Source organism: Deinococcus sp. JMULE3 (assembly GCF_013337115.1).
Taxonomy (GTDB): domain Bacteria; phylum Deinococcota; class Deinococci; order Deinococcales; family Deinococcaceae; genus Deinococcus.
Genome location: NZ_SGWE01000004.1, coordinates 878,520 through 898,961, shown reverse-complemented (window position 1 = coordinate 898,961; position 20,442 = coordinate 878,520). Strand labels below are relative to the sequence as shown.

The 20,442-nt window shown below is 70.4% G+C and carries 24 protein-coding genes; 12 read left to right on the top strand and 12 right to left on the bottom strand.

What is annotated here, in order from left to right:
• Window positions 1-43: 43 nt before the first annotated feature.
• From EXW95_RS07180 to EXW95_RS07150, 7 genes are all read left to right on the top strand, one after another.
• A complete protein-coding gene (locus EXW95_RS07180; protein WP_174366886.1) occupies window positions 44-844 on the top strand; it encodes a nitroreductase family protein in 801 nt (266 codons plus the stop codon).
• 70 nt (window positions 845-914) lie between these two features.
• Complete coding sequence (locus tag EXW95_RS07175; protein WP_174366885.1) at window positions 915-1,760, top strand: transposase; 846 nt, start codon at window positions 915-917, stop codon at window positions 1,758-1,760.
• A 124-nt stretch (window positions 1,761-1,884) separates the two neighbouring features.
• On the top strand, window positions 1,885-2,199 hold the full coding sequence (locus EXW95_RS07170) for a hypothetical protein (RefSeq protein WP_174366884.1): 315 nt from the start codon (window positions 1,885-1,887) through the stop codon (window positions 2,197-2,199).
• A complete protein-coding gene (locus EXW95_RS07165; RefSeq protein ID WP_174366883.1) occupies window positions 2,196-2,870 on the top strand; it encodes a hypothetical protein in 675 nt (224 codons plus the stop codon). The genes EXW95_RS07170 and EXW95_RS07165 overlap by 4 nt, the downstream gene beginning before the upstream one ends.
• A complete protein-coding gene (locus EXW95_RS07160; protein ID WP_217449173.1) occupies window positions 2,867-3,193 on the top strand; it encodes a transcriptional regulator in 327 nt (108 codons plus the stop codon). The genes EXW95_RS07165 and EXW95_RS07160 overlap by 4 nt, the downstream gene beginning before the upstream one ends.
• 101 nt (window positions 3,194-3,294) lie before the next feature.
• Complete coding sequence (locus EXW95_RS07155) at window positions 3,295-4,194, top strand: aldo/keto reductase (RefSeq protein WP_174366882.1); 900 nt, start codon at window positions 3,295-3,297, stop codon at window positions 4,192-4,194.
• 139 nt (window positions 4,195-4,333) lie between these two features.
• Window positions 4,334-5,392 (top strand): type III polyketide synthase, encoded by a 1,059-nt coding sequence (locus EXW95_RS07150; protein ID WP_174366881.1) that lies wholly within the window; start codon window positions 4,334-4,336, stop codon window positions 5,390-5,392.
• A 3-nt stretch (window positions 5,393-5,395) separates the two neighbouring features.
• Here EXW95_RS07150 and EXW95_RS07145 read toward each other — a convergent pair whose 3' ends face one another.
• The 11 genes from EXW95_RS07145 to EXW95_RS07095 all read right to left on the bottom strand — a co-directional run bounded on the left by EXW95_RS07145 (window position 5,396) and on the right by EXW95_RS07095 (window position 17,321).
• Entirely contained in the window at window positions 5,396-6,655 is a 1,260-nt protein-coding gene (locus EXW95_RS07145) for a C39 family peptidase (protein WP_305852128.1), read from the bottom strand.
• A gap of 409 nt (window positions 6,656-7,064) precedes the next feature.
• Window positions 7,065-8,084 carry an alpha-ketoacid dehydrogenase subunit beta gene (locus EXW95_RS07140; protein ID WP_305852127.1) on the bottom strand — a complete coding sequence of 340 codons (1,020 nt, stop codon included), beginning with the start codon at window positions 8,082-8,084 and terminating at the stop codon, window positions 7,065-7,067.
• Window positions 8,081-9,145: a pyruvate dehydrogenase (acetyl-transferring) E1 component subunit alpha gene (pdhA, locus tag EXW95_RS07135; protein ID WP_254605815.1), complete on the bottom strand. Its 1,065-nt coding sequence runs from the start codon at window positions 9,143-9,145 to the stop codon at window positions 8,081-8,083. Before pdhA ends, EXW95_RS07140 begins: the two co-directional genes overlap by 4 nt.
• Before the next feature lie 366 nt (window positions 9,146-9,511).
• The gene (locus EXW95_RS07130) at window positions 9,512-9,865 is read right to left on the bottom strand and encodes a DUF1304 domain-containing protein (RefSeq protein WP_174366878.1); all 354 of its coding nucleotides are present in this window, start codon (window positions 9,863-9,865) and stop codon (window positions 9,512-9,514) included.
• Window positions 9,862-11,283, bottom strand: coding sequence for a glutamate--tRNA ligase (gene gltX, locus EXW95_RS07125; RefSeq protein ID WP_174366877.1), 1,422 nt, complete (start codon window positions 11,281-11,283; stop codon window positions 9,862-9,864). Before gltX ends, EXW95_RS07130 begins: the two co-directional genes overlap by 4 nt.
• 138 nt (window positions 11,284-11,421) lie before the next feature.
• A complete protein-coding gene (locus EXW95_RS07120; RefSeq protein ID WP_174366876.1) occupies window positions 11,422-12,873 on the bottom strand; it encodes an ATP-binding protein in 1,452 nt (483 codons plus the stop codon).
• A 142-nt stretch (window positions 12,874-13,015) separates the two neighbouring features.
• On the bottom strand, window positions 13,016-13,210 hold the full coding sequence (locus tag EXW95_RS07115; protein ID WP_174366875.1) for an EAL domain-containing protein: 195 nt from the start codon (window positions 13,208-13,210) through the stop codon (window positions 13,016-13,018).
• The gene (locus tag EXW95_RS07110; protein ID WP_174366874.1) at window positions 13,174-15,282 is read right to left on the bottom strand and encodes a bifunctional diguanylate cyclase/phosphodiesterase; all 2,109 of its coding nucleotides are present in this window, start codon (window positions 15,280-15,282) and stop codon (window positions 13,174-13,176) included. Before EXW95_RS07110 ends, EXW95_RS07115 begins: the two co-directional genes overlap by 37 nt.
• A 108-nt stretch (window positions 15,283-15,390) precedes the next feature.
• A complete protein-coding gene (locus EXW95_RS07105; RefSeq protein ID WP_174366873.1) occupies window positions 15,391-16,317 on the bottom strand; it encodes a DMT family transporter in 927 nt (308 codons plus the stop codon).
• A gap of 35 nt (window positions 16,318-16,352) precedes the next feature.
• On the bottom strand, window positions 16,353-16,874 hold the full coding sequence (locus EXW95_RS07100) for a DUF1697 domain-containing protein (protein WP_174366872.1): 522 nt from the start codon (window positions 16,872-16,874) through the stop codon (window positions 16,353-16,355).
• A gap of 30 nt (window positions 16,875-16,904) precedes the next feature.
• Entirely contained in the window at window positions 16,905-17,321 is a 417-nt protein-coding gene (locus tag EXW95_RS07095) for a VOC family protein (RefSeq protein WP_254605536.1), read from the bottom strand.
• A 145-nt stretch (window positions 17,322-17,466) separates the two neighbouring features.
• Here EXW95_RS07095 and soxR point away from each other — a divergent pair, with 145 nt between their 5' ends.
• From soxR to EXW95_RS07080, 3 genes are read left to right on the top strand one after another with little or no spacing between them, the layout of a single operon-like run.
• A complete protein-coding gene (soxR, locus tag EXW95_RS07090) occupies window positions 17,467-17,907 on the top strand; it encodes a redox-sensitive transcriptional activator SoxR (RefSeq protein ID WP_174366871.1) in 441 nt (146 codons plus the stop codon).
• Window positions 17,904-18,368: a GNAT family N-acetyltransferase gene (locus EXW95_RS20530; protein ID WP_371809961.1), complete on the top strand. Its 465-nt coding sequence runs from the start codon at window positions 17,904-17,906 to the stop codon at window positions 18,366-18,368. The genes soxR and EXW95_RS20530 overlap by 4 nt, the downstream gene beginning before the upstream one ends.
• A 13-nt stretch (window positions 18,369-18,381) precedes the next feature.
• Window positions 18,382-18,753 carry a hypothetical protein gene (locus EXW95_RS07080; protein ID WP_174366870.1) on the top strand — a complete coding sequence of 124 codons (372 nt, stop codon included), beginning with the start codon at window positions 18,382-18,384 and terminating at the stop codon, window positions 18,751-18,753.
• A 45-nt stretch (window positions 18,754-18,798) separates the two neighbouring features.
• Here EXW95_RS07080 and EXW95_RS07075 read toward each other — a convergent pair whose 3' ends face one another.
• The gene (locus EXW95_RS07075; protein WP_174366869.1) at window positions 18,799-19,206 is read right to left on the bottom strand and encodes a hypothetical protein; all 408 of its coding nucleotides are present in this window, start codon (window positions 19,204-19,206) and stop codon (window positions 18,799-18,801) included.
• A gap of 164 nt (window positions 19,207-19,370) precedes the next feature.
• Between EXW95_RS07075 and EXW95_RS21300 the strand changes: the two genes are divergently transcribed.
• Window positions 19,371-20,147 carry a M15 family metallopeptidase gene (locus EXW95_RS21300; RefSeq protein ID WP_174366868.1) on the top strand — a complete coding sequence of 259 codons (777 nt, stop codon included), beginning with the start codon at window positions 19,371-19,373 and terminating at the stop codon, window positions 20,145-20,147.
• Between the two features lie 77 nt (window positions 20,148-20,224).
• Window positions 20,225-20,440 (top strand): hypothetical protein, encoded by a 216-nt coding sequence (locus tag EXW95_RS07065; RefSeq protein WP_174366867.1) that lies wholly within the window; start codon window positions 20,225-20,227, stop codon window positions 20,438-20,440.
• The last annotated feature ends 2 nt before the right edge of the window (window positions 20,441-20,442 follow it).

Genomic DNA, 20,442 nt, shown 5'->3' with positions numbered 1-20,442 from the left:
CCGGCCCACGCCAACCGCCTCCCTGCACTGCTAGCCTGCCCGCATGGACCTGATCGACGGCATGCTCGCGCGGCGCACCACCAACGGCCCCTTCCGCCCGGACCCGGTCAGCCGCGACCACCAGCACCTCCTGATGCGCGTCGCGCAGGCCGCCCCCAGCCACTTCAACAGCCAGCCGTGGCGTTTCGTGCTGATCGAGAACCCGGACACCATCGCGCAGGTCGCCGCCATCGCCGGGCAGAGCATGACCGAACTCATCGAGGGCGGCGTGTTCTTCGAACGCTACCGCCGCTACTTCCGCTTCACGCAGCAGGAAATGGAGGACCGGCGCGACGGCATTCACATCGACCACCTGCCCGGCCCACTGAAACCCTTCACGCGGCAGGTGTTCAGCGACGCCGGACTGAAACTCATGCGGCAACTCGGCGTGCCGAAAAAACTCGGGGAGGACAACCGCAAACTCGTCGCGGGCAGCCCCCTGCTGCTCGCCGCCCTGCTCGACAAGGGCGAGTACCGCCCCGGCGAACTGTCCGGCTTCTACTCCGTGTTCGGCCTGGGCGCCGCCATGGAGAACATCTGGAACGCCGTCGGCGCGCTCGGCATGGGCATCCAGTTCGTCAGCACGCCCATGGAGATCCCCCGCCACTGGCAGGCCATCCAGGACCTCCTGCGCGTCCCGGACGACCTGGAACTCATGGCCGTGTACCGCCTCGGGTACCTGCCGCCCGACCAGGCGCGGCCCAGCATCGACTGGAGCAGCCGCCACCGCAAACGCCTCGACCAGTTCGTGTACCGCGACACCTGCGACCAGCCCGAACGCGATTCTGGTGCAGATGGGTTCTGAATGACCCCAGGGGTGATAACCTCGGGTGCTAGGGGGTAGCGACAGAACAGGAGAAAGCGGAAGCTCCGGTATGCCTACCAAAGAACTTCCGCTCCATCAGCATACCGTCGTCGACCTATTCATCATCATCTACGTCTACGTCGACGATTACCTCAAGGCCGCTGCGTGCAGCGGCCTTTTCACGCTCCCGAACGAGCCGCACCAAAAGGGCAGTTACGCTGAATTGATGACCATTGCGCTCGTCGGCGATTTGCTCGCACAGCCCTCGGCACAGCAGTGGTACGCCCAGGTGCGAGCCACGTATGGCTTCCTCTTTCCCGTCCTTCCGGATCGCACGCGGTATCTGCGGATTCAACAGAATCTCGAACGGATCTACGCGGATCTCGCGTTGCGCCTGCCCCACTTCGACGACGACACGGTGTACGTCATCGACAGTAAGCCGCTGGTGTGTTGTGTCGGAGGGCGGCACAAACGGCCCAGAGCGATGACCACGGCCACCAGTGGCCGTGGTGGTCAGGGGGGATACGGCAAAACGGGGTTCTTTTACGGCTTCAAGCTGCATGCCGTGATCGACGATCACGGCATGCTCGTGCGCTTTGCCATTGTGCCAGGTCGAGAAGGTGATCCACCGGTAGCACGGGCTCTCCTGGAAGTTCAGGAAGCCAGACTGGTCCTTGGGGATCGGGGATACCAGGGATGCGGCGTGTATGCGCAGCCGAAGAAGAACTTCAAAAGGCCGCGCCCCTGGTGGGGCGCGATGCGGTGGGTTCGGAAGACCATCGAGACTGTTTTTTCTCGGTTGGATCGTTCATTTCACTTGATGCTGCCGCAACTGAATTCAGAGCGCTCCATCCGGGCGCATGTGTGTCGGAAGGTTGCGGCACACAACCTGGGGCTTTTTTTCGGGGCATTCTGATTCCCTAGCACCCGAGGTTGATAGGCAGAACCGGGAGCGAAGAGAAGACGCTGCGTTTCCGCTTGCTCCAAACTGGTTTGTGCTGCAAACTGAAGGTATGTCCCATCCCTCCTTACCGTCTGGCATGCCCACCTCCTGGCAGATCACCGCGCCGGAGGGACGCCGCGCCCTGATCCCGCTGCTGACCCTGGCGACCCTGGGTACCGTCCACCAGACCGGATTCGGGGTCATGACCTGGGCGTGGGTGATCACGGTTGCCGGAATCCTGCTCGCCGCGGCGTGCCGCTCCCGTCCCGCCGGTGTCCTGCTGGGCCTGGGCGCCCTGCTGTTCGCCCTGGGCCTGCTGACCACCCAGACCCCGCTGCTCCTGAGCGGCCTGCTCGTCGCCCTCTGCGCTCCGGGGGCCGCGCGCGTCCGGCGTGGGGGAGGGCACGCGTGACCGCCCATCACCCCGACCCTGCCGACTACGCCCGCCTTCAGGACCTGACAGCCCGGTACAGCCGCTACTCGGCCAGCGCGCTGGGGCTGGGCCACCTGTACGGCGCGGTGACCATCCCCCTGACCTACCTGCTGGCCCGCGCCGACCTGAACGCCCCCGCACTGATGCTGTGGGCCGCCGCCGTCAGCACTGGCTTCGTGATCGTCGTGCGTCTGACGCGGCGCCAGTACCAGACCCTCGGGGCCGTGACCGAACAGACCTACTCACAGCGCGGCTTCGCATGGGGTCTGCTGGCTGGCGCGGCGGCGGGCACGCTGCTGGCGCTGCTGGCAGAACGCACCGGGCTGATCGGATCAGCCTTCCCCGCGCTGGCGCCCCTGACCGTGCCGTCCGGACTGGCGCTGCTGCTCGCCCTGACCGGAACCGTCCGCCTGACAGGCCGATCCGACACCCGCACCGTGGCTCTTGGCCTGCTGCTGCTGTCCGGAGCACTCATCGGCGGACACATGGACTTCACGGAGGGCTGGCGGATCACCGTGCAGTGGATCGTCACCGCCGCGCTGTCCCTGGGTCTGATCTGGCTCGGGTGGACGCAGCACACGCAGGCCCGGCAAGTGGCCGCCGACCTGCGTGACCTTCGCGCCCGCCTGAACCTGAGTACCTCCCAGTGAGCACCGCGCCGCCTGAATCCCATCCTCTGAACGCCCTGCTGGGCCTGAACCGCGTGATTCACGAACCCGTCCGCCTGGCCATCATGAGCGTCCTGGCGGGCGCTCATGACGTGGAATTCAAGTACCTGGAAGCTGCGCTGGGCCTCAGCCGCGGCAACCTCAGCAGTCACGCTGCCAAACTGGAAGACGCCGGGTATCTGGAAGTGCACAAGGCCTTCCGGGGCAAGCTGCCCGTCACCAGTTACCGCATCACGCCGCTGGGACAGCAGACGCTGGACAGCTACTGGGCTGCCCTGCGCGGCGCCGCGCCCCCACCCACCTGACGTCCCGCCCCGTACCCTGCCTGGCTTCACCCTCCCTTGAGGAAACTGCCACGCGCCCGGGCGGGCACTCGGCGCAGAATGCCTCCCTGGAGGGCACCACCATGACCGACACCACCCCCAGCACCCCCAGTGCCGCCCCGAGCGGCACCTTCGACATCGGCGGGGACCTGGCCGTCACCCGCCTGGGCTTCGGCGCGATGCGCGTCACCGGTGACGGCGTGTGGGGCGACCCCGCCGACCGCGAGGGCGCCCTGACCACCCTGCGCCGCCTGCCGGAACTCGGCGTGAACCTCGTCGACACCGCCGACAGCTACGGCCCGGCCGTCAGCGAGGAACTCATCCGCGAGGCGCTGCACCCCTACGACCGCGTCGTGATCGCCACGAAGGGCGGCCTGACCCGCACCGGCCCGAACGTGTGGATTCCCGTGGGTCGCCCCGAGTACCTCAAGCAGCAGGCGCACCTGTCGCGCCGCCGCCTGGGCGTGGACCGCATTGACCTGTGGCAGCTGCACCGCATCGACCCGAACGTGCCGCGCGACGAGCAGTTCGGCGCAATCAGGGAACTCATGGACGAGGGCGTCATCCGCCACGCGGGCCTCTCGGAAGTCAGCGTTGAGGAGATCGAGGCTGCCCGCGCCGTCTTCCCGGTCGCGACCGTGCAGAACCTCTACAACCTCGCCAACCGCAAGAGCGAGGACGTCCTCGACTACTGCCAGCGCGAGCACATCGGCTTCATCCCCTGGTACCCGCTGGCTGCCGGGAACCTCGCCAGGGAAGGCAGCGTCCTGACCGAGATCGCCGCCCGCCTGGGCGCCACGCCGTCCCAGGTGGCGCTGGCCTGGGTCCTGAGGCGCAGTCCCGTCATGCTGCCCATCCCCGGCACCGGCAAGGTCAGGCACCTGGAGGAGAACGTCGCCGCCGCCCGCCTGGAACTGACCGACGAGGACTTCCGCGCGCTGGACGAGGTCGGCCGTCAGGAATGGGAGAAACAGCAGAGCTGACCGCGTAGATTCCCCCCTCGCCGCGCCCACCGGTCCCACGACGGTGAGGCGCGGTGAGGCGTGCATGGACGATTCATCAACTCGGAACCGTGGCGTGCCTCCCGCATCCCCCATCCCAAAGTCGCGCAGAATGCCCTCAATGCTCCCCACGCCTCACCTGCGTGCCCTCGTGACCGGCACGCCCCCCCACCTCACGCCACAGGCCCAGGTGCAGGAGGCCGCCCGCACCCTCTTCCCGCGCATGGCGGCCCGCCCGCAACTGCTGGACGTCTTCACGAACGCCATGATCGACACGCGCGCCCTGGCCCGCCCACTCGACTGGTACCTCACCCCGCGCGGCTTCGGCGAGAAGAACGCCGTCTTCATCCAGGAGGCCCGCGCCCTGACCCGTAGGCTGGCCAGGGAGGCGCTGGACGCCGCGCAGATCGAAGCGGCCGACGTGGACGCCGTCGTCGTCGTGAATACCAGCGGCATCAGCGCCCCCAGCCTCGACGCCGACCTGATCGAACACCTGGGGATCAACCGGCATGCCGCGCGCCTGCCCGTGTGGGGCCTCGGCTGCGCCGGGGGCGCCAGCGGCCTCGCCCGCGCCGCCGACCTCGTCCGCGCCGGGTACCGCCGCGTACTGTACGTCGCCGTGGAACTGTGCAGCCTGACCCTCGTGCACGGTGACGAGACCAAGAGCAACTTCGTCGGCACCGCCCTCTTCTCCGACGGGGGCGCCGCCGCCGTCCTCACCCACCCCGACGAGTCCGGGCCCGCCCCCCTGGCCGAACTGTGCGGCGCGTACTCCACCCTGATCGAGGACAGCGAGGACATCATGGGCTGGGACGTCGTGGACGAGGGCCTGAAAGTCCGCTTCAGCCGCGACATCCCCACCCTGGTCCGCGGCATGATGCAGGAGAACGTCCAGGCTGCCCTGAGCGCCCACGGCTGGAGTCATGACACCGTGGACACATACGTCGTCCACCCCGGCGGCGTGAAAGTCCTCAGCGCCTACGAGGACGCCCTGAACCTCCCCGCCGGAGCGCTGGACGCCAGCCGCCACGTCCTGCGCCACTACGGCAACATGAGCAGCGTCACCGTCCTGTTCGTCCTGCAGGAAACCCTGCGCGCCCACCCCCAGGGCCGCGCCCTCCTGAGCGCCATGGGCCCCGGCTTCAGCGCCGAACACGTCCTCCTGAACTTCCCCGGCTGACGCCTACAGCCGGTTCAGTTCCTGCCGCGCCTCCGCGTAGCCGGGGCGCAGGCGCAGCGCCTCGCGGTACGCGGCCTGAGCTTCGGCGGTGCGGCCCAGGCCGGTCAGGGCGCGGGCGCGCCAGTAGTGCGCTTCCTCGTGCGTGGGGACCGAGCGCAGCACCGCGCCCGTCAGGGTCAGCACCCGCGCGTACTGCCCGGTGCGGGTGTACGCCTCCAGCGGCCCGAACGAGTACCACAGCGCGCGCCACGGCAGGCCACCCTGCACCCACGCGGGCCGAGTGGGGTCCAGGGTGCGGTCGGGCGGGGCGGCGAACGCCCGGTCGAAGGTGCGGGCGGCGGCGCGGGCGTCCCCGGCGTCCAGTTGCGCCTGCCCGAGCGCCAGGAAGCCCACGGCGTCGTTGCGCCGTTCCGCCTCGCGCCCGGCGACCCGCAGCGTCTCGGCTTTCTCCTGCGCGCGGTCGGCCCGCCAGCCGAGCACGCCCGCCAGGACCGCCCGTTTCGAGGGCGGGGTGACGATCAGGTACGTGCGCCCGAAGGACCGCCACTGCTCGTCGAACTTCGCGTAGTCCATCCGCAGCGGTCCCAGATAGGAGTCCAGCGCGCTGAACTGCCCGGTGGCGTCGTCGTACCCGGTCAGCAGGCGGTAGTGCCCCATCCCACCAGAGTCCGGCGTGACGAACCACGTCTCCACGATCACCGGGATGCCCGACGCGAGCAGTGACCGCAGCAGCGCCCGGTCCCCGCCGCGTGCGAGGTGCACGTCCATCCCCTGCGCCCGCGCGAACGCCGCGAGTTCCTCCGGCGAGACGTTCACGTCCCCCTTCGACGGCTTGAGTTTCGGGGCGATGTCGTACTGGTTCAGCGTGCCCCCCCAGCCTCTCAGAGCCATGCCGATCGTGACCGGCCCGCAGTTGTTCAGCCGCTGGTACTCGTGCCGGACGCCCGTGACGCTGGCCCGCGCCGGCAGCACCCGGGCAGGCGCGGCTGGAGGGGAAGCGGGTGTGACCTCCGGCGTGGGCGGCTGCACCTTTACCGGAGTGGGTGTGACCGGTTCTGGTGCGGGTGATGGTTCCGGGCTGAGTTCTGGCTCGACCGGTGTGGGCGTATCGGGCGCGGTTTCCGGAGCGGGTGGCAGCGCAGGCACCGCTGGTTGCTCGACCGCAGCCGTCTGAGCCTCCGCACCCGACTGGAAGCGCGTGACACCGAACGCGGCCGCCCCCACGAGCAGGGCCGCCGTCACCAGCAGGGCAGGGGAACGCATCCACTCCATCGTCCCCGCCCTTCATGATCCACCCCTGAGGCGAGAAGGTCGCGTAGATCACGCTAATGGCAAACGTGCGCCGCGACAGCCGCAACAACTCCGAGAAGCCCGCCGCTGCTGAAGCCCAAAAAGTAGAACCTTCCCGCACTCACCAACACGCAGAGCCACGCAACCGTCGTGGCAACGCGGCCCGTCGTGCGCGCAGCGCGCGGGGCGCAAGCGGCGAACCCGGAGGTCTGCATCCCAATACGTGGCCGTGCCCGCCGGTCACCCACACAGGAAGCCAGAGAAATACCTGCCGAGCGCAGCGAAAACTCCCCCTGCCCCTCTGGGGTAGGGGGCTGGGGGGTGGGGAGGCCCGCTGCCAGGCGCAGCCGTGTGACTCAACTGACCGTCCCAGGTCAGACGGTCAGTAGTCCATGACCTGCCGAATCGCCTTCGCCACCCGCAGCGGGTTGGGCCGGTACACGTCCTCGACGGCGGTGAAGGGTGGGTAGGGGGCGTCGAAGCCGGTGACGCGGATGATGGGGGCGCGGAGGTGTTCGATGGCTTCTTCGGCGATGATGGCGGCGATTTCGCTGTGGAAGCCGGCGGTGCGGGGCGCTTCGGTGACGATGATGGCGCGGCCGGTTTTGGCGACGCTGGTGATGATGGTGTCGGTGTCCATGGGGACGAGGGTGCGCAGGTCGATGACTTCGACGCCGATGCCTGCGGCGTGGGCGGCGGCGGCGGCTTTATGGGCGACTTCGACCATGCCGCCGTAGCAGATGACGGTGACGTCGTCGCCTTGGGTGACGATGCGGGCTTTGCCGATGGGGACGCGGTAGTCGCCGGTGGGGACGTCTTCTTTGATGCTGCGGTAGAGCTTGATGGCTTCGAAGAAGAAGACGGGGTCGGGGTCGTTGATGGCGCTGAGGAGGAGGCCTTTGGCGTCGGCGGGGGTGCTGGGGATGACGACTTTGACGCCGGGGGTGTGGGCGAGGATCGCTTCGGGGCTGTCGGCGTGTTGTTCGGGGGTGTGGACGCCGCCGCCGTAGGGGGCGCGGATGACCATGGGGAGGTGGTAGCGGCTGCGGGTGCGGTGGCGGTAGCGGCCGAGGTGGGAGAGGATCTGGTCGAGGGCGGGGTAGAGGAAGCCTGCGAACTGGATTTCCGCGATGGGTTTGAGGCCCGCGAGGCCCATGCCGATGCCCATGCCGACGATGGCGGCCTCGGCGAGGGGGGTGTCGAACACGCGTTCCTGGCCGTGTTTGGCCTGGAGGCCGTCGGTGGCGCGGAACACGCCGCCCATGACGCCGACGTCCTCGCCGAAGATGTGGACGGTGTCGTCGGCGGCGAGGGCGATGTCGAGGGCGTCGTTGATGGCGGCGACCATCGTCATGTTTTTGTGGGTTGTGGGTTGTGGGGCGTGGGTTGTGGGGGCGGTCATGCCTGCTCCTTGCTGCTCTGGGTGCCGTTCTGGGCGTGCTCGGCGAGGATCTCGGCACGCTGTTTCTTCAGTTGCGGGGTGGGTTCGGCGAACACGTGGTCGAGGATCTCGGCGGGGGTGGGTTCGGGGTAGCTGTCGGCCTCGGCCAGGGCGGCCTCGAACTCGGCGGCGATCTCGGCGAGCAGGTCGGCCTCGCTGGCCTCGGTCATCAGGCCCGCGTTCAGGAGGTGGGTGCGCAGGCGCGTGACGGGGTCCTTGGCGTCCCAGCCTGCGGTGTCGGCCTCGCTGCGGTAGCGGCTGGGGTCGTCGGCGACGGTGTGCGGCTTGACGCGGTACGTGACCGTCTCGATCAGGGTGGGGCCGCCGCCATCGCGGGCGCGCTCCACGGCCTCGCGGGTGACGTGGTAGGTGGCCAGCGCGTCGTTGCCGTCCACGCGCACGCCGGGAATGCCGTACCCGTCGGCGCGGCGGCTCAGGTCGGTGGCGCGCGTCTGTGCGCGGGTGGGGACGCTGATCGCCCAGCCGTTGTTCTGGAGGATGAACACGCACGGGGCGTTCAGGGCCCCGGCGAAGTTCAGCGCCTCGTGGAAGTCGCCCTCGCTGCTGCCGCCGTCCCCGATGAAGGCCATGGCGACGTTGCGGGTGCCCTGTCGCCGCTCGGCGAGGGCCGCGCCGACCGCCTGCGGGTACTGCGTGGCGATCGGGATGTAGAACGGCAGGACCTTCAGGTCGGCGGGCATGTGCCACCCGTGCGGGCTCGTGCGCCAGTACGCGAGGGTGCGCGCGATGGGCAGGCCGAGCGTCAGGGCCGCGCCGGTGTCGCGGTACGTGGGGAACAGCCAGTCGTTCTTCGTCAGCGCGGCGGCGGTGCCGACCTGGCTGGCCTCCATCCCGCCGAAGGGGGGGAAGACGCCCAGGCGACCCTGGCGGTACAGCACCCAGCCGCGCTCGTCGAAGTGCCGGGCGCGGCGCATCTGCCGGTACAGTTCCAGGCGCGTTCCGGGGTCGGGCAGCAGGTCCTCGCGGACGACCGAGCCGTCCGGGGCGAGGCACTGCACCATGTTGGTGTCCTGCTGCGCGGCGTCGTATGCGGCCTGCGCGGCCGCGTAGCCGGGGGCGGTGTCCTGCGACTCTGCTGGGGCGTGGGGCTGCAGGGCAGCCGGTTTGGCGTCTGGGGTCATGAAGTCTCCTGTGAAGGGCGCGTGTGCGGGGTCTGAGGCGGCGGGTGCGGGCCGCGTCAGGGCGCGCGGCGCTGGTTCAGCAGCCGGTCACTGCGACGGGGCAGGCCGGAGGAGGGACAGGGCAGAACGTCAGGCATGGCAGGGCAGGTGGGGCCGCGCGGCCCCGTCGGGATGAGAAGTGCCTCCCAGCGTAGCAGCCGGGAGGCACGGGAACCAAACGAGCGTTTGGGAGGCGGGGACGGGCGCTCAGCGGGCCAGCAGCACCGCCAGGATCGCCAGCGTGGCGGGTACCGTCTGGATGAACAGGATGCGGCGGTTCGCGGTGGCCGCGCCGTACAGGCCCGCGACCGCCACGCACGCCAGGAAGAACAGCTGAATCGCCGCCGAACCGGTGATCAGGCCCCAGATCAGGCCCGCCGCCAGGAAGCCGTTGTACAGGCCCTGGTTGCCCGCCATGACGCGGGTCTGCGCCGCGAGTTCCGGCGTGGTCCCGAAGGCCTTCATGGCGCGCGGGGTGGTCCACAGGAACATCTCCAGCACCAGGATGTACACGTGCAGCAGGGCGATCAGGCCCACCAGAACTGAGGCGATCAGGGTCATGCGCCCAGCTTACCGATCCGGGCGACCACCCGGTCACGGCCCAGCGTGGCGAGCAGGTCCGGCAGGTCCGGGCTCTCCATCGTCCCGGCGACCGCCGCGCGCACGGGGGGCATGACCTTCCCGAGCTTCAGGCCCTTCTCCTCGGCGAACGCCGCGAAGGCCGCCTTGATGGACGCCGCGTCGAAGGTGGGGAGGTTCTTCAGCGTGGCGGCCAGCTCGGGCAGCAGGTCCCGCGCGCCGTCGATCGCCGCCTGCGCCTTCTCGGTCACGGGGTACTCCTCGGACCAGAAGTAGGGGGTCTTGTCGAGGAACTCGCTGAACACCTCGATGCGGGGCGTCATCAGGCGCACCACCGAGCGGAAGTAGTCGTCCAGGGGGAGGTTCACCTTCTGATCGGCCAGGAACGCGTGCAGCCTCCGGGCGACCTCCTCTTCAGTCAGCACCTCGCGCAGGTACTTGCCGTTGTACCAGCGGAGCTTCTCCTGACTGAACACCGGGCCGCCCAGCGTCACGTCCTCCAGCCGGAACACCCGCGCGAATTCCTCCAGGTCGAACACCTCCAGGCCGTCCGGGTGCGTCCAGCCCATCGTCGCCAGGAAGTTCAGCATCGCCTCGGGCAGGAAGCCCTGCTGCTGGTACCACTCGACGCTCGTCGGGTTCTTGCGCTTGCTGATCTTCGACCTGTCCGAATTGCGCAGCAGCGGCATGTGCGCGAACACCGGCTCAGGCCAGGAAAAGGCGCGGTACAGCAGCACGTGAATGGGCGTGCTCGTGATCCACTCCTCGGCGCGGACCACGTGCGTCACGCCCATCAGGCGGTCATCCACCACGTTCGCCAGGTGGTACGTGGGGAACCCGTCCGCCTTCAGGAGCACCTTGTCGTCGATCTCGCGGTTCTGGAAGTGAATCGGGTCACGCAGGCGGTCATTCACGACCGTCTCGCCCTCACGCGGGACCTTCAGGCGGATCACGGCCGCCTCGCCCGCCTCCACCCGCGCCTGCGCCGCCGACGCGTCCAGGTCGCGGCTGGGCACCGCGATCACGCGGCCCTCCGCCTGCGCCGCCTCCCGCAGCGCCGACAGTTCGTCGGCCGTCTCGAACGCGTAGTACGCGTGCCCACTCGCCACCAGCTGACGCGCGTACTCGCCGTACAGGTCAAACCGCTCCGACTGACGGTACGGGCCGTTCGGACCGCCCTGCAGCGGCGACTCGTCCGGCGTCAGGCCCAGCCACTGCATCATCTGGAAGATGCGCTTCTCACTGTCCGGCACGTAACGGTTCCGGTCCGTGTCCTCGATGCGCAGGATGAACTTCCCGCCACCCTGACGGGCCAGCGTGAAATTGAACAGCCCGATGTACGCGGTCCCCACATGAGGGTCACCGGTCGGGCTCGGAGCAATACGGGTCACAACAGACATAGCGCACAGCATACGAAAGGGGGGCGATGGGGAGTGGGAAGTGGGTTGTGGGAAGTGGGAAAAGCGAACCCCCTCCGGCCCGCGCGGGGTGGGGGAGGGGGTTCCTCGGAGCTCACGGCTCAGAGCGGACAGTCGCGATCAATTCCAGCGGCCGCCGCGCTGCTGGCGCGTTTCGGGTTCCGGCGCGGCGTACAGTTCCTCCGCGCGGGACAGTTTCTTGCGGCCGTACAGGCCCTCCAGGATGAACTCGGCGGCGGAGACGCGCACGGCGTCCACGCTGCTCGCGGCGACCTCGGCGGCCAGGTCGCTCAGGCCCGGCACCTCACCCGCGGCTTTCAGGGCGGCGGCGCTGTCCCCGCCCTGCGGGAAGCGGAAGACGTTCCCGGCCTCGAACCATTTCTCCAGTTCGCGGGTGTTCGCGCTGCCGTGGCGGCGGGCGTACACGGCCCCGGCGGCCTTGCGGATCACGTCCCGGGCGACGTTGTCCGCGCCCTTGAGTTCCCCCTCGTACTCCAGTTCCATCTTCCCGGTGATCGCCGGGAGGCCCGCGTACACGTCACTGACGCGCACGACCGCGTCGTCGCCCTGCGTCAGGCTGCGGCGTTCGGCGTTCGCGGCGGCGACCTCCATCAGCGAGATCGGGAGGCGCTGCGACACGCCGCTCAGCTTGTCCACGCGGCCGTCCTCGCGCGCCTGGAAGGCAATTTCTTCCACGAGTTCCGCGATGAACTCCGGCACCGTCACGTCGCCGCTGCGCACGGCCTCCTGCGCGGTGATGTCCATGCCCAGGCGCACGTCGGTCGGGTAGTGCGTGCGGATCTCGCTGCCGATGCGGTCCTTCAAGGGCGTGACGATCTTCCCGCGCGCCGTGTAATCCTCGGGGTTCGCGCTGAAGACCAGCATGACGTCCAGTTCCAGGCGGATGGGGTAGCCCTTGATCTGCACGTCCCCCTCCTGAAGGATGTTGAACAGCGCCACCTGCACCTTCGGCGCGAGATCCGCCAGTTCGTTCACGGCAAAGATCCCACGGTTCGCGCGGGGCAGCAGCCCGAAGTGCATGGAGCGCACGTCACCCAGGCTGGTGCCCAGCCGCGCCGCCTTGATGGGGTCCACGTCCCCGATCAGGTCCGCGACCGTCACGTCCGGCGTCGCCAGTTTCTCCACGTACCGATCCGCGCGCGGCAGCCAGCGGACCGGCAGGTCCAGCCCGTGTGCCTCCAGCAGCGCGCGGCCCTCCGCACCCACCGGGTTCAGCACGTCGTCCGGCATGTCCACGCCCGCGATGACCGGCACCTCGGGGTCGAGCAGCTCCGTGATCGCGCGCAGGATGCGGCTCTTCGCCTGCCCGCGCAGGCCCAGCAGGATGAAGTTCTGCCGCGCCAGCAGCGCGTTCACCAGCTGCGGGATCACCGTGTCGTCGTACCCCACCACACCCGGGAACAGCTCCTCGCCGCTGCGCAGCTTGCGGGTCAGGTTGTCCCGCACCTCGTCCTGCACCAGGCGGATCTTCCCGTCGAACGGCGCGCGCCCGGCGTACCCTTCGGTCTGAAGCAGTTCTCCCAACGTCCTCGCCTTCGCAGTCACGGTCATGATGCGCGGAACGTACCACGCACCCCCGGGCGGGAATGTGCGACCTGCTGGGAATGAAGGGGGAAGTGGGTTGTGGGCAGTGGGGAGTGGGTCGGCTTGCTGTGGGCGGGTCCGGCGCGTACACGCTGTTGACCATCAACCATCAACCATCAACCATCAGCCGCCCGGCGCGCCACGCGTCCAGTTCCTTCGGGGGCAGGGCGGGGGAGAACAGGAAGCCCTGCATGTACTCGAAGCCCAGGTCGCGCAGCATGGCGTGCTGCTCGGGCGTCTCGACGCCTTCGGCGAGCACGTCGAGGTTCAGTTCGCGGCCCAGGGTGTGCACGGCGCGCAGCACCTGCGGTCCGGCGGCGGGCGCGCCCCACCGCCGGGCCCGGTCAGGAAGCTCCGGTCGAGTTTCAGCACGTCGGCCGGCAGGGCCATCAGGGCGCTCAGGGACGCGTGCTGCACGCCGAAATCATCCACGCTGATGCGGACCCCGGCGGCGCGCAGCTCGCGGAGTTTCGCGGCGGTGCCCGTGAGGTCCTGCACGAGGACGCCCTCGGTGACCTCCAGTTCCAGCAGGTGCGCGGGCAGGTCCAGGCGCGCCAGCAGGTCCTGCACGTGCGGCACGAAGTCCGGCTGCGCGAACTCCAGCGGGGAGACGTTCACCGCGACCCGCAGGGCGCGGCCCTGCCGGTGCCACGCGGCGGCCTGCTCACAGGCCCGTTCACGCACCCAGCGGCCCAGCGGGAGGATCAGGCCGCACTGTTCCGCGACCGGAATGAACCGGCCGGGCGTGACGGTGCCCAGGTCCGGCGCGGTCCAGCGCAGCAGCGCCTCGACGCTTTCCAGGTGCGGGCCGCGCAGCTGCGGCTGGTAGTGCAGGGTGAACTCGTCGCCGGTCAGGGCGCGGCGCAGGGCCGCTTCGAGAATCAGGCGTTCGCGGCGTTGCTCGTCCAGGCTGGGTGTGAACAGCTGCACCTGTTGCCGTCCGCTGCGTTTGGCGTGGTACATGGCGGTGTCGGCGCGTCGCTGCAGGGTCGTGACGTCCGTGCCGTCGCGCGGGGCGAGGCTCACGCCGATGGACGCGGACACCTGGAGGCTCAGGCCGACGAGCGGCACGGGGTCGCGCAGGCTGCCCAGCAGTTGCCGCGCGGCGTGCATGGCCTGCCGTTCGTCCGCGCCGGGGAGGACCAGCGTGAACTCGTCGCCGCCCACGCGGGCCAGCGTGGCGCGCGCCGGGAGGTGCGCCTGGAGCCGCGCCGTGACCAGCCGCAGCAGCTCGTCCCCGACCGGGTGCCCGAAGGTGTCGTTCACGTCCTTGAAGCCGTCCAGGTCGATGAACATCACGGCGGCGGGGCCACTCAGGGCCGCGCGCAGCTGGTCCTCGAACTCGCTGCGGTTGGGCAGGCCGGTCAGGGTGTCGTGCCGCGCCTGATGCCGCAGCCGCGCGCCGCGCCGCTCGAGTTCCGCCGCGGAGTGCCGCAGCTTGCGGGCCAGCAGGCGGTTTTCCTCCAGCACGGTGCTCTGGCGGATCAGGACGAGCAGGAACGTCAGCGCGGCGCCCCACAGCGTGACGGGTGTGGGCCGGGCGAGGAGCAGCGCGGCGCAGGTCAGGCCGCCCGCCAGGTATGGGAAGGCCGCCAGCCACACGCGCACGGGCCGGGGGGGGCGCCACTGGACGCCCCGCACGGACTGCTCGCGGCGCTGCCAGAGGCCCAGGGCCTGCAGGGCGGTGCCCCACAGGTACAGGAAGTCCGCGCGGTCCCCGGACGCGTAGCTGCCCAGCACGGCGTAGTGCAGGTCCCCGCCGACGATCAGGGCCAGTCCGGCGCAGATCAGCGCGACGGGGACGCTCAGGCGCTGCTGACGCAGGGCCAGCAGCCCGACGGCGATCAGGGCGAGGTCCAGCGTCATGTACACGGCGCCTGCCGCGTGCAGTGGGACGTTCCCGGTGAGCAGGAACGTCCAGCACAGGGTGCCCAGGATGACCATGACGATCAGGCTGTCGAGGATCATGGCGATGGTCCGCAGGGATCTCAGGCGTAGCCGCGTGAGTTTCAGCAGGCCCCAGGCCATCAGCAGGTAGTACGCGCCGTACAGGGTGTCCGCGACGCCCAGGGCCGGGATGGGCAGGCCGCGCAGTTCGAAGCTGAGGGTGATGGCGTCGCCCAGCAGCAGCGCGCCCAGCGCCAGCGTGAAGCGGCGCAGCAGGGGCCGCTGCGCGGGGTGACCGCCGCGGGCCGCACCGGCGGTCACGAGGACGCAGGTGAGCAGGCCCAGCAGGTACGCGCCGCCGGTGATCCAGGCGCGGCCCGGCAGGTGACCAGCCGCGAGGACCAGCGCGGCGTGCAGGGCCACTGCGGCCAGCAGGGCAGTTTCGGTCCGCTTCTCGTAGATGCGGACGTTGGCGGCGTGGATCGTCATTCCGTCACGGCTTCCTTCCCAGATTGGTCTCGGGACTGCAGGCTAGCGCACGGCACCTACAGAAACCTGACGTGTCGTCAGAGGTCAGCGGGTCAGTTGCGGGCCGGATCAGTCGCGGGCAGGGTCCGGTGCGGGGGCGCGGCGGGGCGTGGTGGCGGCCAGCGCGACCCCCGCGACGCACAGCGCGAGTCCGCCCAGCGACACCGTACTGAGGCGTTCGCCGAACAGCAGCCAGCTTTCCAGCACAGTCAGGGGCGGCACCAGGTAGAACAGGCTGTTCACGCGCGCCGCCGGGAGGTCGCGCAGCAGCCGCATGAGCAGCAGGATCGCGCCGACCGACAGGACCAGCACCAGCCACGTCAGGGACAGGATGAATTCCGCGTTCCAGTGGATCTCGCCGCCCCCGCGTGCCAGGGTGATCAGGCCCAGCGCGGCGGCGCTCGCGACGTACTGCGCGGTCGTGCCGCCCAGCAGCGGCATGTCCGCCCCGGCGCGCCGCTGGTAGAGGGTGCCCGCCGTGGTGCACAGCAGCGCGAAGCCCGCGGCTCCCAGCGCGGCGGGACTGCCCAGCGACCCGTGCAGGTTCCCGCCGAGTCGGCCTTCCATGACCAGCAGCACGCCCGCGAAGCCTAAGCCGAGCCCCGCCCACTGCCGCGCCGTGACCCGTTCGCCCAGCACCGGCCACGACAGCAGGCCCGTCAGGAGGGGTTGCACGCCCACCAGCACGCTCGTCACGCCCGCCGGGAGGCCCAGCCAGATGGCGGTCGTCACGCCGCCCAGGTACCCGGCGTGCAGCAGCAGGCCCGTCACGGCCGCGCGGCCCGCCTGCGCCCGCGTGGGCCACGGGGCGCGCAGCGCGGCTGTCAGCAGCGCCATCAGCGCGGCGGCCAGCACGAAACGCACCGTCAGGTACGCGAAGGGGTCCGCGTTGCGCGCCGCGCCCTTGGTGCCCAGGAACCCGGTGCTCCAGAGCAGCACGAACAGCAGCGGCGCCGCCGACAGGAAGGCGGCGGGCGCGAATCGCAGGCGGGCCATGCGGCAGGCTAGAGCACCCACGCGTCCGGCGCGGTTCAGGTGTCCAGCATCGCCGCGATGGCCTGCACAGTCCGCTCGTTCCGGACCGTGACCTTCACCCCCAGGTGGCGCTCGATCACGGCGGCGGACAGCCGCAGGTTCCGCACGCCGTCCGGGACCGTCTGGTACAGCGTTCCCCCCGCGACCTCCCAGCGTTCTGGGGTCACGTCCCGCCCGCGCAGGGCCTCCACGCGCGCCGGGTCGGGCGGGTCGCGCAGGAACGCCAGGACCACCGGTTCGTTTCGCAGGTGGGCCGGGCAGCCCTGGGCCGCCTCGTGCCACTCGGGGGCGGTGCGGAGCGTCACCGGGACCGGAAACCCGAAGCGGGCCCCGAGCGCGTCCTCCAGCTGCCCGCGCAGCGCCGGGTCGGGTTCCGCCTCGAACACGGCGTTCCCGCTCTGGATGTACGTCCGTACCCCCTCCAGTCCCAGCCCGGTCAGCAGGGCGCGCAGGTCCGCCATGGGCACCTTGCGTGTCGCGCCCAGGTTCACGGCGTGCAGCAGCGCCACGAAGATCATTCGACTCCCGGGATCATGGGCAGGATTCTGTCACGGGCCGTTGCTCCAGCCCCGCTCACACAGCACCAGCCGGTAGCCGTCCGGGTCACGGATCGTCACGCCCCAGCGGTCCCAGTAGGGGTTCAGCGCCGGGACGCGCGTGCCCCCGTGGGCCTCCAGCCGCCCGATCAGCTCCGGCGGGACCGGACCGTTCAGGTAGATCACGAGCAGGTCCTCCCCGGTCGGCGTGGGCGGTACGTGCACGTGATGCGCCTGCGTGAGTTCCAGGTGCCACGCGGCGCCGGGCAGACCCAGCATCAGCAGCGCGGCGAACTCGTCGTGCGAACTGCGGTGCAGCACCCGCAGGCCCAGGCCGTCCGCGTAGAAGCGCTGCGCGGCGTCCAGGTCCAGGCTGGGCCGCGCCAGCCGCACGTGGTGGGTGGGGGAGAGGCTGGGGGTGGTCATCATGGAGACCTCCGGTGTGGGTGGGGCGCGGGTCGAGGTCACGGGCGGCCGAGGTGGCAGGGGAGGGGGACGCAGGGCAGGGGTGGGCGTCGCATACTGGAATGGTAGAACCTCAAGTCAACTTGAGGTCAAATCCCGGAGGCCCCCCATGCCCGAGCCCCTCACGCCCGCCCAGCTCGCCGCGCGCAGCGGCCTGAGCGTTCCCAGCCTCCACCACTACGAACGCGAGGGCCTGATCAGCGCCGCGCGCACCGGCGGCAACCAGCGCCGCTACGCGCCCGACACGCTGCGCCGCCTCGCGTTCATCCGCGCCGCCGCCCGCGTCGGCGTGCCCCTCGCCGAGATCCGCGAGGCGCTGAGCACCCTCCGCGGTGCACGACCCCCCAGCGCGCAGGACTGGGCGGCCCTGTCCGCCACGTGGCGTGACACCCTGAACGCCCGCATCGACACCCTGACCCGCCTGCGCGACGACCTGGAGGGCTGCATCGCCTGCGGGTGCCTCAGCCTGGACCGCTGCGCGCTGCACAACCCCGGCGACCGCGTGGGCCGCACCCTGCCCGGCGGCAGTCAGCTCCTGGGGGACCGGTGACGCCCCAGCCCACCACCTTTCGGCCCCTCACCCTCCGGCCCGTCAGGCCCGGCGACGCCCACACCATCGCCGCGCACCGCTACCCGGACGCCCGCGACCTCCCCGAGCGGCCCGCGTACGCCGCGTGGGTCGCGCAGGCCATCCGGGACGGACTGTACCTGGGGTTCCTGCTGGGGGACGGGGCCGAGGTGATCGCCGGGGCGGGCGTGACCCTGCTGCACTGGGGGCCCACGCGCGGCGACCCGCAACCGTGGCGGGCGCGGATCGTGAACGTCTGGACGCACCCCGACTGCCGCCGCGCCGGGCACGCCCGCACCCTGGTCACCACTTGCCTGGACGCGCTGCGCGCGCGGGGCGTCACGCGCGTCAGCCTGGGCAGCAGCGACATGGCCCGCTCCCTGTACGCCGGGCTGGGCTTTACGGCCAGCCCGCACGAGATGACCCTCACCCTGCGCGACTGAGAGAATGCACCGCATGACCCCGTTCAAACGCGCCTTCGCGCAGGCCACCGCCCGCTACGGGCGCTTCAATCACGCCGCGCACCTGTTCGTGGCGTGGCACCTCCTGCGGGACCGGCCCGCGCTGGCCGCCCTGGCGGAATTCCGCACCGGACTGCGTGACCTGGCCACCAGCATGGGCCTGCAGGGCAAGTACAGCGAGACGCTGACCGTCGCGTGGTTCTTCGCGGTGCTCGACCACCGCGACCGGGCGGAGGACTGGGAGGCCTTCGAGGCCAGCACGCCGCACCTGCTCGACCCGGCGTACCTGCACGCCTTCTACCCGCCGGACGTGCTGGGAAGCCCGGCGGCGCGGGCGCAGTTCCTCCCGCCCGAGCGGGCCGAATGAAGCGCGCCGCCCGAACGTGGGGCGGCGCGCTTCAGTTGGGGTGGTTTACACGTCGAAGCTGTAGTCGCTCCACCACATCTTCGTGATGGCCGGCTGCTGGCTGTTGAACCGCACCGTGTGTACCGAACGGGTACTGCTGTAGATCGACAGGTAGTACGTGTCCCCGGACTGATCCGTGAACGCCAGGTACATGCTGCCGCTGCCGAAGCCGCTGGGGCCCTGCGCGTCCACGTTCACGACGTAGTCGTAGATGCCGGGCGAACCGGTCAGGGTGATGCCGTACACCTTCGCGCCGCCGTTGGCGACCATGCAGGTGGACAGGTCGGTGTTCCCGTCGATGGCGGCGGCCTCGTTGGGCTGCATGCCGCGCGGGCAGGTCACGGAGTTGGGTTGGCCTCGGGTGGAGGACTCGCCGCAGGAACCGGTGAAGTTGGCCAGGGGGTAGTTGGTCATGGGCTGCCTTTGCGTCACGGCGTGACGACTTTCAGGAGAGAACGAAAGAGAAGTCGGATGCGCCGCGCGGCAGCAGTGACAGGCCCGGGCTCCTGCCCCGGCCACCGTTCAGGCACGGGATCACTCTGCGCCCATGGCCGTTAACGGGGCGTTACGCTGAGGCGGTGATCAGTGCTGTCCGGTTCTGGAGCCTGGGGCTGGCCCTGGGTCTGGGTGGGGCGACTGCCCTGACGCCCGCCGAATCCACGGCCGTGAAGCGGCTGGTGGCGGCCTACCCGGCGTTCCTGCGCGGGGTGGACGGCAACGCGCTCGTGTGGCGCGACGGCACGCGCATGCCCCTGACCCGCAGCGCCGCCACCACGTACCCGGCGCGGCTGGACGCACCGGGCCTGCTGGATCAGCTGGACGCCGCGTACCCCGCCTGCGCGCCCCTGACCGCCCCCGCGTACCTGAGCGATCCGGGCCGCACGCGATTCGAACCCCTGCTGCGGAAGATGTACGGCGCCTCCGAAGCTGCCGTGCGCGCCAGCCTCGTGACCGTGGACTGGTTCGGGCAGCCGCTGCGGGTCACGCGCGTGAACGGCGTGGCTGACTCGCTGCGGGCCGTCGCCGCCGAGCTCGCCACGCACCCGGAGTGGCGCGCCCTCCTCACGCCCAGCGCCGGCACGTTCCTGTGGCGCACGGTGGCGGGCACGCCCCGGCGCAGCGTCCACTCGTTCGGCGCGGCCATCGACCTGAACACCGCCCGCGCCGCGTACTGGCAGTGGAGCGGCTCCCGCGAGGGCCAGCGCGGCATTCCCTGGCGCAACGCGTTTCCGGCGGGACTGGTCCACACCTTCGAGCGGCACGGCTGGATCTGGGGGGGCCGCTGGTACCACCTGGACACCATGCACTTCGAGTACCGTCCGGAACTCACGGGCGGATGCCACGCGGCCCGCTGAACACATGGCCCGCTGAGTCCATCCGCTGTTCACACCTCGCCGGGAACCACCGGGTGGCGACCCCCGTACTGGAACGCATGAAGAACCGCACCCGCACGAAAGGCAGATCCGGCAAGCTGGGTCTGATCCTGGCCGCCGCGCCCGTCGTCCTGGAACTGCTCGTCGCCGCCCGCGCCAGCCAGAAGAAACGCGGCAAATACGCCGCCGCCCGCAAGCGCGACCGCCTGATCGACTCTGTCCTCAGCGGCGCGCAGAGGGTCGTCGGGAAATCCAGTAAACGCCGCTGGTTCTGATC

What these genes read in the sequence shown, in the direction of transcription:
- pdhA (WP_254605815.1), bottom strand. Translation starts at nt 9,145, where the DNA reads ATGGTGCAGTGCCTCGCCCCGGACGGCTCGGTCGTCCGCGAGGACCTG.
- EXW95_RS07145 (WP_305852128.1), bottom strand. Translation starts at nt 6,655, where the DNA reads ATGCGTTCCCCTGCCCTGCTGGTGACGGCGGCCCTGCTCGTGGGGGCG.
- EXW95_RS07080 (WP_174366870.1), top strand. Translation starts at nt 18,382, where the DNA reads ATGACCCCGTTCAAACGCGCCTTCGCGCAGGCCACCGCCCGCTACGGG.
- EXW95_RS07155 (WP_174366882.1), top strand. Translation starts at nt 3,295, where the DNA reads ATGACCGACACCACCCCCAGCACCCCCAGTGCCGCCCCGAGCGGCACC.
- EXW95_RS07120 (WP_174366876.1), bottom strand. Translation starts at nt 12,873, where the DNA reads ATGACCGTGACTGCGAAGGCGAGGACGTTGGGAGAACTGCTTCAGACC.
- EXW95_RS07065 (WP_174366867.1), top strand. Translation starts at nt 20,225, where the DNA reads ATGAAGAACCGCACCCGCACGAAAGGCAGATCCGGCAAGCTGGGTCTG.
- EXW95_RS07140 (WP_305852127.1), bottom strand. Translation starts at nt 8,084, where the DNA reads ATGACCGCCCCCACAACCCACGCCCCACAACCCACAACCCACAAAAAC.
- EXW95_RS07175 (WP_174366885.1), top strand. Translation starts at nt 915, where the DNA reads ATGCCTACCAAAGAACTTCCGCTCCATCAGCATACCGTCGTCGACCTA.
- EXW95_RS07095 (WP_254605536.1), bottom strand. Translation starts at nt 17,321, where the DNA reads ATGATGACCACCCCCAGCCTCTCCCCCACCCACCACGTGCGGCTGGCG.
- gltX (WP_174366877.1), bottom strand. Translation starts at nt 11,283, where the DNA reads ATGTCTGTTGTGACCCGTATTGCTCCGAGCCCGACCGGTGACCCTCAT.
- soxR (WP_174366871.1), top strand. Translation starts at nt 17,467, where the DNA reads ATGCCCGAGCCCCTCACGCCCGCCCAGCTCGCCGCGCGCAGCGGCCTG.
- EXW95_RS07105 (WP_174366873.1), bottom strand. Translation starts at nt 16,317, where the DNA reads ATGGCCCGCCTGCGATTCGCGCCCGCCGCCTTCCTGTCGGCGGCGCCG.
- EXW95_RS07110 (WP_174366874.1), bottom strand. Translation starts at nt 15,282, where the DNA reads ATGACGATCCACGCCGCCAACGTCCGCATCTACGAGAAGCGGACCGAA.
- EXW95_RS07100 (WP_174366872.1), bottom strand. Translation starts at nt 16,874, where the DNA reads ATGATCTTCGTGGCGCTGCTGCACGCCGTGAACCTGGGCGCGACACGC.
- EXW95_RS07180 (WP_174366886.1), top strand. Translation starts at nt 44, where the DNA reads ATGGACCTGATCGACGGCATGCTCGCGCGGCGCACCACCAACGGCCCC.
- EXW95_RS07150 (WP_174366881.1), top strand. Translation starts at nt 4,334, where the DNA reads ATGCTCCCCACGCCTCACCTGCGTGCCCTCGTGACCGGCACGCCCCCC.
- EXW95_RS07075 (WP_174366869.1), bottom strand. Translation starts at nt 19,206, where the DNA reads ATGACCAACTACCCCCTGGCCAACTTCACCGGTTCCTGCGGCGAGTCC.
- EXW95_RS07170 (WP_174366884.1), top strand. Translation starts at nt 1,885, where the DNA reads ATGCCCACCTCCTGGCAGATCACCGCGCCGGAGGGACGCCGCGCCCTG.
- EXW95_RS07130 (WP_174366878.1), bottom strand. Translation starts at nt 9,865, where the DNA reads ATGACCCTGATCGCCTCAGTTCTGGTGGGCCTGATCGCCCTGCTGCAC.